This is a genomic window from Sphingobacterium sp. UBA3549, from assembly GCF_002376635.1.
Taxonomy (GTDB): Bacteria; Bacteroidota; Bacteroidia; order Sphingobacteriales; family Sphingobacteriaceae; genus Sphingobacterium.
Genome location: NZ_DFOE01000016.1, coordinates 32,861 through 45,923 on the forward strand (window position 1 = coordinate 32,861; position 13,063 = coordinate 45,923).

The window sequence follows — 13,063 nt, forward strand, 5'->3', positions numbered from 1 at the left end:
TTAATAAGAGTTTAGAATCTACTGGAAGATTGTTATGACCGCGACTTTTTATCAAAGTAGCGGCTAATAGCAAAGAAAAACAGTTGCTGAATAAAGAAAAGATCTGTATTTTGAACAATAATACTAAAAGCCTTTAATGGCCAAATATGCAGTATTAATCGGAGTAAACGAGGTCCATAACTTGGATTAAATATAGGTGTTCGTGTTGATAAGCAATTCAAACGCAACAACGGAGAGGTTCCAAGGTTGTACTAATGGGGGACGAATGTATATTCACCGTAAAAAACATGGAAGACAAAGAATTTAGATTTCAAGGACTGGATGCTAAAACTGAACTACACATTTCATTGGTGCTTGTTATTCCCGCATTAATTATGATGATCGGAACCCTGTATCTTTCCCATCTGTTTGTTTCTAATACATTTTTTCTTTTCCCAATTATTATTGCTGCACTGATTACAATTTTAGGAAGTATAACACTACTGAAGATCATGACCAATAGGATAAAAGAGAAGGAGTGGATCATCAGGATCATCAGAATCAACGATCAAGAAACTATCACCGCAAGATTTAGAAATTATGTATATAATTTTAATATGACTGATATCGTGATGATTAAAAATATGGGTAATGAAGGGGTCCGCTATTTAACTATTAAAACTAGCGATAAATTTCTTAAAATAAGGGTCGGCCACACCGGATTCGCTCCCTTTTCCAGCGACGAAGATATTAATAAGCTGGATGCATTTATAGATTACCTAAGGCCTTATATCGATCAGAATTTTAATACAAAGGTGCTCAAGAATGCAATAAACCCCAACGTTATTCCAAATTTTGGAGTATTTGTAAGAAAAGGTGAAAAAATAAAATACAGCATCATCAACAAGATGCAACCCTGGCAGGTTATTGCAATGATCTTATCCATAGGCATCATCATCATGATTCTTTTTTTCAATATAATGGAATATTACTTTTTTAAATAAAGTAAAAATAGCCGTATTAAAACTATTTAGAAAAATAGAAACTGGACCAAATTTATGGCGAAATAATAAGTTATTCATCGTCGTGACAAGACGGTGAAAGATATATATTTAAATTTAGACATGAGTAAAATTCTACGAGAACAGTTCCGAAAATATATCGAGATAACAGATGTCGAGTTTGATTATATCTTGAGTCATTTCATCTTTAAGAAATTCAAAAAGCATCAATTCCTCATACAGGAAGGTCAGTCCGTATTAAATGATTATTTTTTGCTTTCTGGCTGCGTGAAATCATATTATACTGACGAAATTGGGAAAATACATATTCTTCTTTTCGCTATTCAGGATTGGTGGATAACAGATTACGAAGCCTATTATGATCAAAAGAAAGCAAAAGTAAATATTGACTGTCTGGAAGATACCGAAGTGCTATGCCTTAGTAATGAAAACAGAGAAAAGCTCTGCCGGGAATACCATCAAGTCGAACATTTTTTCAGAAAGAAAACAAACCGCAGGAACGTGGCGTTGCAAAACAGAATCCTATCGTTATTAAGTAGCTCTGCAAAGGAACGTTATGAAAAGTTTGTACAGGAGTATCCATCGTTGGTGCAAAAGTTGCCCAAGCACATTGTAGCTGCTTATCTTGGTGTAACAAGGGAAACACTGAGTCGTTTATACTCGCCAAACAATTGATCTACCTCACATTTTTTTTGTGAGGTATGTCCTTTATATCTTTAAAGAATACCCTGATTTTTGTTTTGTCAAATTAAAAATCAAGAGCAATGACAAAATTTAACATTCAAACAGAAAGCAGCACTGTCAACTGGACAGGAAAGAAAGTTCTAGGCTTACACACGGGAACTATTCAAATCAAAGATGGTTTTTTGAGTTTCGAAAACGATGATATCATCGATGGAGAAATACATATTGACATGACTTCAATTGTCATCACCGATATTTCTGACAAATCTATTTACAAGGAGTTTTTTGATCATTTAAACCACGATGATTTTTTCTCGGTCGATCAATTTAAGACGGCATCTTTGAAAATCAAGAATGGAAGAAAGGAAAATACGCATTACATCATTAGTGGCGACTTGACCATTAAGGAGATTACACAGCCCATTCGTTTTACGGCAAATGTAGAACTATTTAACGATTTCTTGCATGCATTGGGCGAAATCAAAATTGACCGTACATTGTACAATATTCGGTATGGCTCCGGAAAGTTTATACCGAATTTGGGCGACAAATTGATTTACGATGAGTTTGTACTACAGTTCAAATTAGTTGGGCAACGCTAAATTTATTCATATGTGGACAAAAACAAATTTCACTAAATTACTTGGAATAGATTTACCCATCGTTCAAGGACCCTTTGGTGGAAAATTATCCTCAGAGGACCTTACAGCACTCGTGTCAAATAAGGGTGGATTAGGGTCTTACGGTGGACAGCCGTATGATGCTGCCGAATTAATTTCTATTGCTAGCGGCATCAGAAAATTAACCACAAAACCATTTAACATTAATCTTTGGGTTAATGATCAAGACGCTACGGCAAGAGATTTTGATGAAAGTAAGTTTCAGCAAGTTATCAAACTTTTGGAACCGTACTTTGAAGAGGTCGGTACAGAACCACCCACATTTCCTTTGCCAGGCGGTCCTAAGTTTGAAGAGCAGATTGAAGCTATTTTTGAGATAAAGCCAGCAGTTTTTAGTTTTGTTTATGGCATACCCTCTGAAGCTATTTTGGAGAAATGTCGGCGGTTTGGAATCATAACGATAGGAGCTGCTACTACTTTAGATGAAGCTATCGCTATAGAACATGCCGGGGTAGATGCCGTGGTAGCCACAGGATTTGATGCAGGTGGGCATCGGGTTTCATTTCTGAATAAACCTGAGGAAAGCTTAATAGGAACCTTTTCATTGATTCCGCAAGTCGCGGATACCGTAAAAATTCCTATCATAGCCGCTGGCGGTATTGCCGATGCCCGTGGGGTAAAAGCGGCAATGGCATTAGGTGCCGATGCTGTGCAAATAGGAACTGCTTTTCTGGCTACCCGGCAATCAGGAGCAAGTAAAATACATCGTGAAAAATTATTCTCTAAAGAAGCCCGCTATACAACGTTGACCAAAGTTTTTACTGGAAGGCTATCGCGAGGGTTGAAAAACCGCTTGACAGAGGAGTTAAAAGAATTTCAGAATAGTCTTGCCCCTTATCCATTGCAGGGAAAAATTGTTGGTAAACTGGGAGCGTACCCTGCAAATTCCGAATCGAATCCTGAAATGAAATCGTTTTGGGCAGGTCAGGCAGCCTCTATTCTCCAATATCATGATGCGGAAAAACTGATTGCAGCTATTATTGCTGAAATGGAAAGATAATAAGTATGTGTGATTTAAAAATGATCCAAAGATTACTTTTTACAGGTTGTATCAATTATAGAAAAGCCGAGTTTTAAAGGTCGGCTTTTCTATACCCAATTTTCGCATTTGAAATTCGTCCATAATGGATGTCATATAGTTTTTTGAAACATGTTCTGATATTCCCTACATATTCTAAATCATAAGCCTTCATTCTTTCGAATTAGCTCAGCGATATACCGATTTTAGGCGTTCCCCATTGGAAATTCCATATCCGCAGTCAATTGCCTCCGGATAACCTCGGCTGTCCATCGATCGAGGTAATACGCTGTGCCAAGATGCCGCTAAAGCCCGATCCGCGGAGTGAGTAGGACGGATTTTCTCATCGGGAAAAAACAGACATAGCGAAAGTAAAGCATATAACATATCAGGTTTTACGGCCTCTCGAATACTGTCCAAGCGGCCTTTTTTTATAGGAAGTCACCAGAAGATCATTCCGCCCGCTAGTAGTATCAGTTTGGCGCGGAAAACGTAAGAATGTGAGAATAAAAACGTAATTTCATCGATCAAACAGCTTTAACATGACATTTCTATACCAATATCTTCGTGTATTTGCGGTGCTAGCTACATTCCAATTTTCTCTCCATGTTTTTGCGCAAAAACAATCAGGAGTGGACAGCAATGCGTTGGCAATTCAATTCGTTGAAAGACAACTTCCTGAGGGCGACTATACCGCGGCGGTGTTGGGTGTTCCCCGACCCAACGCAGCGCAGGGCGCAATTGTTGAGAAAATGAAACAAGCGATGAGAGCCAATGAAGATTGGTTTTTTAAAACAATGAAGGAATTAAAACCAGGAGAAACGATACCGTATCACAAAAATCTAGGTATTAGCGAAGAGGAGTATGCTATATTTATAGCTTTCTCCCAATCTGTCAAATTAGACAAAATAGGGGTTATGGAGGTCAAGATTGTGCGTAAGGAAAATAGTTTACATTTTGAACCGAAAGACTTCGGAGACTATTTAAAATACCTAGTCGTCGATTTAAAAGACCATAGACTCAGAGTTGATAATGTGGGCTTGGAATACAAAGAGCAGATCACTATGGATGCCAAACGGACAACATTGGTTGCAGGGCCTTGGGTAGGTTACTCCTGGCAACTCGAAGAAGTTAAGAAAGACGGAAAACTAATTTCAGATCCGAATAAAGTAGCTCCTGCAGAAATGGAAGAACTGGATATAAAATCTATTAAGGTAATCATTGGCAAACTCGATCATAGCAATCAGTGTTTTCTGTATCTCAAGAGTAACATCGTCAATAAAGGACATTTGCTTGCAAAACAGGATTTAGCTCTTTTATTAACGAAAAAATAAGCCGAAATCCAACGTTATGTCTAACTCATCCACTCATCCGTAGTAGTATTGACAACCGCAATACCGTTTCTGAGGTTAGCTTTAAAAGTTTAAGAATGCAAAAAAACAGGAACGCCTAATTTTAGCAGGAGCTATGGTATTACTTTCTGGTATGATGGCAATAGCGGATGTTTTAAGTCCTCTATGTTGGTAAGCTGCTAAAGTTATCGCCTGCCCGGGAACCAAAGTCAGGCCTTCTTTGGGATTTGAATATAAGCTATTGATCGACTTTAATACATTATCGTAAAGTTCTTGCTGTTTAAAATTTGTGACCCCCCCTGCAAAAATGGAGCATTTAAAAGTAGAGAATTCGGACTTGAATTACTAATTTAAAAGGGATGAGAACAGCAGCCTCATTCCAATTTAAGTTTATGAAAGGAATATTTCACTTAATTTAGTTAAAACTCAAGAGTTTTATCATATCAATGAACAAAATGAAATCAGAAAAAGAGATTGTACTGAATATACCTAAAGATTGCGATAATTCCCCTAAAAGAAGAATTATTAGGGATTTTGTAGTTGCCTTTTATAAAAAAGATTGGCAAAAAATTAATGAAATGCTTGAAGACAAATTTACTTTCAAAATTATCGGCAATAGAAATATAGAAACTGATGATGAATTTGTAAAATACTTACATAGTTTTATTAATGTAGTCGAACTGAATATAGATGAAATTCTAAGCCACGGTAAATATGGTGCATGTAATGGAACGATTAAATATAAAGCAAAAGAAGTAAATTATGCATATTTCTTTGAGTTTCAATCTGCAGGGAAAAATACCATTAAAATAATTTCCGAGTATAAAGTTATCAATCAATAGCTAAAATTCTCTTTAATTCGAAAGAGATCGATTATGCGACAAATCTCACACGCACTATAGCAATGGTAACCAATCTTTTTTTGTGCTAATTATTTTAGTATTTTTCAATTTATTATTGTATATTTACTCGATAACCAATTAATAAATAATATGGCTAGATCAAAAAAACATTTGGGTAGGTATGTAGATCCACGTACCGATTTCGGTTGGAAATTTTGTCAATAAACAATTAGCACGAGGTAAGAAGGGCAGTGATTATTACCTACCAGAGGTTTACTTTATTGGTATTTTGGAGTTTGACATGGATAGAAATGGAAGCTCTGGGGTATCCCGTGTCACAGGGCGGCCTTATTTCTATGATGTGGCGCTGTGTGACAAAATGACCAAAGAAATATTTTATGATAAATTGGGATATAAAATGATTTCGCTTCCATTATTTAATAAACAGCCAGAAGAACTAAAGACAGTTATGGATCAGTGGTTGTACTTACTTAAACATTTGAGTACCATGGATAGATTGCCANNGAGGAGGAGCTAATGTCATACGAAGCAAGTTTAAAACATAAGCGTGATGCTGAGAGCGTATTTAATTCGGCCAAGAAATCCGGAGAAGCTTTGGGTCACGCTAAAGGCTTAGCAGAAGGATTAGCAGAAGGTAAAGCTAAAGGTCTAGCAGTAGGAGAGCGTAAAAAAGCTCTTGAGACTGCTAAAGCATTTAAGGAAATGGGGCTACCTATAGCTGATATCGCTAAGGGCACAGGACTTTCTGTCGAAGAGGTCCAAAAACTCTAAGTTTCTTTATTTTGGATGACTGCTCCACACCGATAGATGAATGGGCGGAGCCCATTAAATTGGTTGACACAGTCTATGTTGCAGTCTCGAACCTTTCAAATTATGATTGATAGATTTTTTTCAATTGTTATCTTCAATTCTTTGCCACGTGTTTTTAAGATGTATTTAAATTTAGCAATGTCAGATCACATTCTTCGCTAGGGCAACTTCCACCTGCAGAATTTTTAATGAAATATGGTAAACAGGAGAGTTTCCCAATCATCCAACAAGATAATAATAATAAATTCGGCTGGAATTATTTAGTTTTGAATATAGTTAGTTAGGGTGAGATTACAGTGGTGCCGGTAAAAAGTATCCGGATAAGGACTGGATCGGAAAGAAATAAAATCAGTGATATTAATCAGAATGAGAAGTGGATTTTGATCTGTCTCGCCCATGATTCGTGAATACGACAGCAGGCACAAAAGTTTATAACTGAAAAGTAATTATATGCTAGAAATAATCAGGGTCACAAAGGAAGAAATTACAGCAGATAGTCTAAAAGTACTTTTTGAAATTGATGCTATCAAAAAAAAATTGCGGCAGAACTGTTTTTAGAGCAGGACGGTTCATCAAAAGAAGACTATAAAGCGCTTTTGGCACAAAGTAAGCGAGTGCTCGAGACATTGTTTATTAAGAATGAGATTGTTGAAATTACAAAGGCGATTGCAATAGAAATCACCGAGAGTGCCTACGAAGGCGATTTGAGAGAGAAAGAGTATGCTGAGCTAAGGCAAGATCTGCTGATAGATCAATTTCATTTTTTTGAAGAAGAATTGATCATCGTTTTTGTAGCGCCGAAGATTTTTTCCAACAATGCCATCAATGTACAGCTAGATTATTCATTGGAAATACAGGATCTTAGTATTGATATGTAACTATTACAATTGAAGCGCGAAAGTAAGTTATGCTTTTTATTTTACAAATTATTTGTTCAACTCAGTCTTGAATTATGGTTTCTCTGGATTCATATTACGACTTGTAACCTTTAAACTAGTGATTATACTCCAGTTATTAAGTTGTAAACAAATTCTCTAGGCATGATTACATTAAAAGTACGCTTTGGTTCCAGCCAGAGTTGCCTAATATATTCAAACGAGGGTGCTTGCCCGATTGGGCAAACGGAACAATAAAGAGGAACAAATAAGGCGCACTACAACGTACGCCTTATTCTCATATCCAAAAAGCAAAATTCGAAAATGTTTAGCTATGAAACATTTTTGTAGATACCGCAATTCTGTTCCAAAAATTCATCTGATTGATGGCAACAATCATTTGAGCGACCTGATGGTCGTCAAAATATTTCTGAACTTCTTGAAAGACGGATTCACATACACCGTTTTCAGAAATTTCTGTTACCTGGTCAGCCAATGCTAAAACAGCTCTTTCCTCATCATTAAACAATGGGCTTTCCTTCCATGCTGTCAGAGCATAGATACGAGATTCCGTTTCCCCTAATCTTCTAGCATCCTTTGTATGTATCTCAATGCAAAAAGCACATTTGTTGATTTGCGAAACCCGAATTTTGATTAGCTCACGAAGGTTTACGCTTAGGTTTGTAGTTGATAAATATTTTTCCATAGCATATAAGATTTCATACACTTTTGGTTCCAATTCCTTAATGTTGATGCGTTGTTTCATTTTTGTCTATTTTTCGTAGTTAAAAAGATATTTCTGTTTTCCTCCTGTTATGCTCATATTTGATTTTATAATTCATTATTTGAGTAATGCAAAGTTGAATAAATATAATTTGATAAAACTTAAACAGGTTTAAGAAATGGATTAAGATCATTTTTTACCTATCAGGATATTAATAGATTACTTTATTTTCTTAAATTAGGTAATTTGAAGTAATGAAAAATATTAAAATGGATACTTTTAAATTAGATAACCCTGCCTGGTATTCACTAGATGAAGCACATGAGGAATTCGCAGTTAATTATGATGGCCTAAAGTTTTACCAACCTGCTTATTGTCCATTTGGAGGGGTATTTAATGATAAATCGGTTGCGCTCAATATAGCAGATTATGCTTCATTCACAGACTATTTTTTCCTAATTGGCGATGAGCCCAAGATTGATCAGAACGTCAAAATTGATGGCGAACTTGTATGCAATCAGATGATTCTTGAGAAACCAATCGATTTAGAATCCAATGAATATATAGTTGAACTGCAGACATATGAACAAAGAGTTCAGCTTTCCACCCTTGTGAATCTCGTTCAGCCGGGCTATTTTAAAGAGAAAACTGCTGATTTAGGAACATATTATGGTATTTATAAAGATAAAAATCTCATTGCAGTGGCGGGAGAGCGTATGAAGATGAACAATTATACCGAGTTAAGTGCTATTGTGACCCATCCCGACTATACCGGTAAGGGGTATGCAAAACAGTTGATTAGCCACGTAAGCAATAAAATATTTAACAGATCCAAAATTCCCTATTTGCACGTTGCTTCTGATAATGCGAATGCGATACGCTTATATCAAAAGCTGGGGTTTGTATCTAGAAGAAAATTAAGTTTCTGGAAGATGAGTCGCGTTTTGCGGTAGAAATTAAATATAAAAAAACGTACTATAGAGAGTAATTAACAATTACTGATACGTATTGTTATACGAACTGAATTTTTAAAGAACTAATGATATATGAAAGAAAAGGTAAGAAAATATTTAAAAGAGCATGAGGTTAATCTACTTGCTGATAGTCAAGTTATGGCAAAAGAAATACTGCAGCAATATAGGTGTGGCAATCACTAAAAATAAATATGTATAGAAACTAGAATAAAGCCATGCCTATATTACGTGTTATTAGTACCTGCATATTATTTTTTCTCTGTCTTACACACCATGCCCAAAATAGTAATACATCTTTTGATGGTGATTCAATTTTAATAAATAGTATTGAGAAAGGCGCTATTCAAAAAATAATTACAACACCAGATAGCATCTGTGCGTTGAAAAAGAGATTAAAGTGTGCTCTAGAAAGAGATGTAGAAAGACCATTTATGTGGGATCTTTTTGTTTCATCTAATGACACCTTATTGCAATTTTATAATTACAAAGATCTGGTTATCGACGGCACAACGTTTAAAGCTTTCTATTTGAAAGTAGATTATGAGGATGGAGATTATCAGGCAATTCTGCTTGTTAATGAGCTACCTTTTGTAGAATACACGAGTTTGTTATGTTACGAGGTACTTCATTCAGAAGAAACCTACCGGCGTTACAGCGAGATTAAACAAAGTCTAGTCACTATTCATTTAAAAACCGAAAAAGCTGATAAAGCTTTGAAGTATGAGGTTAAGGATGGTTTGTTCCTTGATTACCTAAGCACGCCATCGGTTGATAAAAAATGGGGAGATTACCAGCTAAAGGGCCTAACCAAAGATCAGCTGAAAAATGGCTATTGGATTGAGAAACGGTATGACATTATGTTCAATAAAAATATGGTCGAAGATGGGCATTATATCAACGGTAAACGAACAGGTGAATGGAATTATTCTGAAAGTGGGCCTGTCCAACTCATTAAAACGTATCGCGATGGTCTATGTATCGCTATAAAATACCCATAACAAGGAATACGAATGGCCTTTTATTATTTCGATGCGAAAAGGTGCCGGGCAGAGGAAATTATAAATATTGTAAAATCTGAAGAATTTCAACAACGAAATTTAGATGGCGACTCCTGGGAGTATGTCGAGAAATCTTTAAAAAAAGAATATTCAGATCAATTAGATATTTTAAAAAGGATATCCACTACGAACTTTTCTAAACATTTTTTTAAAGAGCTAATAAATCAATATGAGATAGAATTCTCCTAAATCTCTATAAAAGCACTACAAAGATATATAAAATGTAAGCGCGTGATGGCGACGAGCTGTTTGCGTAGTCTGTTTAGCCTGGCTGGTGATCTTTTAATCCTTGTTTAAATTGTTCGGAATAAACACTCGAACCGATTGTTAAGAATTCGTGATTGCCGGCAGAACTGGTTTTGTAGCGATTATTGCCATAAAAATCCGAGTGTCCATCGGCAACAAAAACATCATAAGAGGTAACGCCCAATTTTTTTGATATCCTGGGAATGGAAATAATTGGAAAATTTGAAGATCATCTGGGTTACGATGGTGTGATGTTGGGTATGCCTGACAAAACCTATCATCTGGAGTTTACCCAGCAAGCGGAAAAGTTTCCTTTACCTGAGCCGACGAAAGAAAACCTACTAGTCCTTTACTACGATAATGAAGACGACTATAAACGCGCAAATGACCGTTTCAAGAATGCGGGAATTGGCGCCGTCGAACCTGAAAATCCTTACTGGAAAGATAAGAGTGTGACGTATGAAGATCCAGACGGATGGAGGGTTGTACTGTTTAACGGAGTATATAATCCTTAGTCAGTAATCGAGCTGTCTATTTATATAGCTAGTCGCAGCGATTATTATTTTTAGCCTCGTATTATGAACGATAGACCAGCGCCAAAAAATCAAAATTTCTTGGCGCTCTTTTTTGAAATGTCTATTCTTTTTCGAAAATTGATGGCAATAATTGACCTGCAATATAGGTACAGTTCAACATGATCGAATCGTCACATTTAACCAGTAATATGTATTACATCTTTATTCATCCACGATGGAGATTATCCGTAACATCATTGTAATCACCTTTTCTTTAGTCAAAGGGATGACATTATGAACAATCGTATAACCTTCCACAAAAGGAATAAGGAAGTTCACAACATCTTCAGGCTTGCGGCAAAATTTGGATACCAAATTAATCATCCAAAGACAGTATGTTTTATAATATGCTTCTACTGCGTGCTGCAAATCTTCATTTCTAGCTGCCAAAGTCCATATCTCCTGAAACATCAATGTTTGATGGCTGGATTTGCTATCAATTAATAACATGCTCAATACCTTTTCCAAAAAAGTATCTTTATCGGGCACGCTATTCTCGGTTAAAAGTTTTATGGTCTGGGTAAGTTCTTTTTTACAGCTTTCAAAGTAAAATTCAACTGTGGCAATGAAGAGGAGGTCCTTATCCTTATAATAATATTGAAGGTTACTGAGCGAGATATTAGCATGTTTAGCAACCATTCTCATCGATAGTTTTTCGGCTCCCTGTTCAGTTAGGATCGCTATTGTTGTGGATAAAATCTTGTGTAACCGCTCTTCCTTTTTATGCATTCGACAAATTTAAAAATAAAATATCAAAAAATATTTTTATATAGGTCAAATGACCTATATTTGTATTAGGTCGATTGACCTATTTTAATAATGCAATAGGATAATAGCAAAAAGATATACGAACATGAAAAATGCATCAATTTTACACACAGCCAATGAATTTGTATCCAAAGGAGACCATGAAGGGTTCTTAGCCTACTGTACTGATCAAACAAAGTGGGTATTTGTCGGGGAGCGAACGCTGAATGGTAAGGAAGAAGTCCGTACTTATATGGAGGAGTTTTATGAGGAACCGCCAGTTTTCAACGTAGAGAAGACGATTGAGGAGGAGGATTTTGTTACAGTGACCGGAGAAATCCGATTGAAAAACAAGGCCGGAGAATATGAGCATTTCTATTATTGCGACATTTGGAGATTCGAAGATGGAAAAATAGCAGAACTTAAAGCATTTGTTATCGGGAAGCCCCAGTAATTCACGGATCTTTATACTATTTGCCCCTAAAGCTTAGTTTAAATTTTCTGTCGACTTATTTCCGAAAGTTGAATGGATGTAGTGGGGAATCTGAAAACAGTCAACGTATTAAAGCATGAGAAGAAATAGCGTTTTAACATGATAAAAATAGTAGTTTTAAACCATACCAATATCAATGGAAATGTCCAGAATCAGATTTTTGAGCTGTTTAAGCAATTGAGTCCCAATAAAAGACAATCGAAATTGGATGAAATTTTAATTCAAAACAACGAGGTAACTTTACTAGCTTGTTTTATCGGAGACAGAATAGTCGGCATTGCCTCCATGGCAGTCTACCACGTAATCTCAGGTAGGAAAGGCTGGATTGAAGATGTTGTGGTAGACAAGGGCTATCGTGGAATGGGAATCGGGAATAGACTTATCGAAAAACTACTGTCCATCTCCAACGAACAGCAACTAAGTGAAGTGCTGCTATTTACCGAAGAACACCGTACGTCTGCCATCGGACTCTATGAAAAGCTTGGTTTCAGTAAAAAGAGTAGCAACATCTATATATTAAAAAAATAATGGAGATTAGAAAATGCATCTTATTTTTATGTCTGATGTTTAATTTCAGTTATTCACAAGTTATTGCTCGATGAAATTAAACTGGTTTTCGAAAAGTTTACCAATCAAAGGAAGAGGTTTCTTGACTTCACCGGCAGCATTGATGACTCCGATGATAAAAAGAATGAAAAGTACGATTCCAATAAAATTAATAAAATAGAGTGAAGGAACTAATAAAAGAACAAACCACATGCTGAAATTAAATATCACTGTAGTGATAAAGAGGCCAAAACCCTGTTTCAAATGGTAGGTTACAAGATCATTTTTAGGAGTGATATCATTCCTTTTAACATACGCTATTAACCATCCGATAATGGTGATGTAAGATAAAATTGCTGCAGTTTTGCTAGTCATAATCTGATTTTTTTTTACAAAACTATCATAACGCCCGAATTT

Annotated in this window: 19 protein-coding genes; 14 read left to right on the top strand and 5 right to left on the bottom strand. The window is 35.9% G+C overall.

Features of this window, described 5'->3' with window-relative positions; genetic code table 11:
* Positions 1-287: 287 nt before the first annotated feature.
* From B2W36_RS08565 to B2W36_RS08580, 4 genes are all read left to right on the top strand, one after another.
* On the top strand, positions 288-983 hold the full coding sequence (locus tag B2W36_RS08565) for a hypothetical protein (protein WP_293883368.1): 696 nt from the start codon (positions 288-290) through the stop codon (positions 981-983).
* A 120-nt stretch (positions 984-1,103) separates the two neighbouring features.
* Positions 1,104-1,676 carry a Crp/Fnr family transcriptional regulator gene (locus B2W36_RS08570; protein WP_293887449.1) on the top strand — a complete coding sequence of 191 codons (573 nt, stop codon included), beginning with the start codon at positions 1,104-1,106 and terminating at the stop codon, positions 1,674-1,676.
* Positions 1,677-1,765: 89 nt separating this feature from the next.
* On the top strand, positions 1,766-2,287 hold the full coding sequence (locus B2W36_RS08575; RefSeq protein WP_293887450.1) for a YceI family protein: 522 nt from the start codon (positions 1,766-1,768) through the stop codon (positions 2,285-2,287).
* A 10-nt stretch (positions 2,288-2,297) separates the two neighbouring features.
* Positions 2,298-3,365 carry an NAD(P)H-dependent flavin oxidoreductase gene (locus B2W36_RS08580; protein ID WP_293883377.1) on the top strand — a complete coding sequence of 356 codons (1,068 nt, stop codon included), beginning with the start codon at positions 2,298-2,300 and terminating at the stop codon, positions 3,363-3,365.
* 207 nt (positions 3,366-3,572) lie between these two features.
* On the opposite strand, the gene B2W36_RS08585 is transcribed toward B2W36_RS08580, so the two are convergent.
* Positions 3,573-3,803, bottom strand: a complete 231-nt coding sequence (locus B2W36_RS08585; protein ID WP_293883380.1) for a hypothetical protein — start codon at positions 3,801-3,803, stop codon at positions 3,573-3,575.
* Between the two features lie 122 nt (positions 3,804-3,925).
* Here B2W36_RS08585 and B2W36_RS08590 point away from each other — a divergent pair, with 122 nt between their 5' ends.
* From B2W36_RS08590 to B2W36_RS08610, 5 genes are all read left to right on the top strand, one after another.
* Positions 3,926-4,717, top strand: a complete 792-nt coding sequence (locus B2W36_RS08590) for a hypothetical protein (protein WP_293883383.1) — start codon at positions 3,926-3,928, stop codon at positions 4,715-4,717.
* A gap of 473 nt (positions 4,718-5,190) precedes the next feature.
* The gene (locus tag B2W36_RS08595; RefSeq protein WP_293883386.1) at positions 5,191-5,577 is read left to right on the top strand and encodes a hypothetical protein; all 387 of its coding nucleotides are present in this window, start codon (positions 5,191-5,193) and stop codon (positions 5,575-5,577) included.
* A gap of 199 nt (positions 5,578-5,776) precedes the next feature.
* Entirely contained in the window at positions 5,777-6,115 is a 339-nt protein-coding gene (locus B2W36_RS08600; protein WP_293887503.1) for a PD-(D/E)XK nuclease family transposase, read from the top strand.
* Complete coding sequence (locus tag B2W36_RS08605) at positions 6,115-6,369, top strand: hypothetical protein (protein ID WP_293887451.1); 255 nt, start codon at positions 6,115-6,117, stop codon at positions 6,367-6,369. The genes B2W36_RS08600 and B2W36_RS08605 overlap by 1 nt, the downstream gene beginning before the upstream one ends.
* A gap of 635 nt (positions 6,370-7,004) precedes the next feature.
* Entirely contained in the window at positions 7,005-7,286 is a 282-nt protein-coding gene (locus B2W36_RS08610) for a hypothetical protein (RefSeq protein ID WP_293887452.1), read from the top strand.
* Between the two features lie 325 nt (positions 7,287-7,611).
* Here B2W36_RS08610 and B2W36_RS08615 read toward each other — a convergent pair whose 3' ends face one another.
* On the bottom strand, positions 7,612-8,049 hold the full coding sequence (locus tag B2W36_RS08615) for a carboxymuconolactone decarboxylase family protein (RefSeq protein ID WP_209579600.1): 438 nt from the start codon (positions 8,047-8,049) through the stop codon (positions 7,612-7,614).
* A 212-nt stretch (positions 8,050-8,261) separates the two neighbouring features.
* On the opposite strand from B2W36_RS08615, the gene B2W36_RS08620 reads away from it, so the two are divergent.
* Complete coding sequence (locus tag B2W36_RS08620) at positions 8,262-8,960, top strand: GNAT family N-acetyltransferase (RefSeq protein WP_293887454.1); 699 nt, start codon at positions 8,262-8,264, stop codon at positions 8,958-8,960.
* A 236-nt stretch (positions 8,961-9,196) separates the two neighbouring features.
* Positions 9,197-9,979 (top strand): hypothetical protein, encoded by a 783-nt coding sequence (locus tag B2W36_RS08625; RefSeq protein ID WP_293887456.1) that lies wholly within the window; start codon positions 9,197-9,199, stop codon positions 9,977-9,979.
* Between the two features lie 322 nt (positions 9,980-10,301).
* Here the strand turns inward: B2W36_RS08625 and B2W36_RS22635 are convergent, their stop codons facing one another.
* Positions 10,302-10,469, bottom strand: a complete 168-nt coding sequence (locus tag B2W36_RS22635) for a DUF1398 family protein (RefSeq protein WP_409530112.1) — start codon at positions 10,467-10,469, stop codon at positions 10,302-10,304.
* 13 nt (positions 10,470-10,482) lie between these two features.
* On the opposite strand from B2W36_RS22635, the gene B2W36_RS08630 reads away from it, so the two are divergent.
* Positions 10,483-10,800 (top strand): VOC family protein, encoded by a 318-nt coding sequence (locus B2W36_RS08630; protein WP_414712087.1) that lies wholly within the window; start codon positions 10,483-10,485, stop codon positions 10,798-10,800.
* A gap of 222 nt (positions 10,801-11,022) precedes the next feature.
* Here the strand turns inward: B2W36_RS08630 and B2W36_RS08635 are convergent, their stop codons facing one another.
* The gene (locus tag B2W36_RS08635; protein WP_293887460.1) at positions 11,023-11,589 is read right to left on the bottom strand and encodes a TetR/AcrR family transcriptional regulator; all 567 of its coding nucleotides are present in this window, start codon (positions 11,587-11,589) and stop codon (positions 11,023-11,025) included.
* A 124-nt stretch (positions 11,590-11,713) separates the two neighbouring features.
* Between B2W36_RS08635 and B2W36_RS08640 the strand changes: the two genes are divergently transcribed.
* Complete coding sequence (locus B2W36_RS08640) at positions 11,714-12,061, top strand: nuclear transport factor 2 family protein (RefSeq protein WP_293883406.1); 348 nt, start codon at positions 11,714-11,716, stop codon at positions 12,059-12,061.
* 138 nt (positions 12,062-12,199) lie between these two features.
* Complete coding sequence (locus tag B2W36_RS08645; RefSeq protein WP_293883409.1) at positions 12,200-12,628, top strand: GNAT family N-acetyltransferase; 429 nt, start codon at positions 12,200-12,202, stop codon at positions 12,626-12,628.
* 60 nt (positions 12,629-12,688) lie between these two features.
* Here the strand turns inward: B2W36_RS08645 and B2W36_RS08650 are convergent, their stop codons facing one another.
* Positions 12,689-13,021 (bottom strand): DUF4870 domain-containing protein, encoded by a 333-nt coding sequence (locus B2W36_RS08650; RefSeq protein ID WP_209579620.1) that lies wholly within the window; start codon positions 13,019-13,021, stop codon positions 12,689-12,691.
* Between the last annotated feature and the right edge of the window lie 42 nt (positions 13,022-13,063).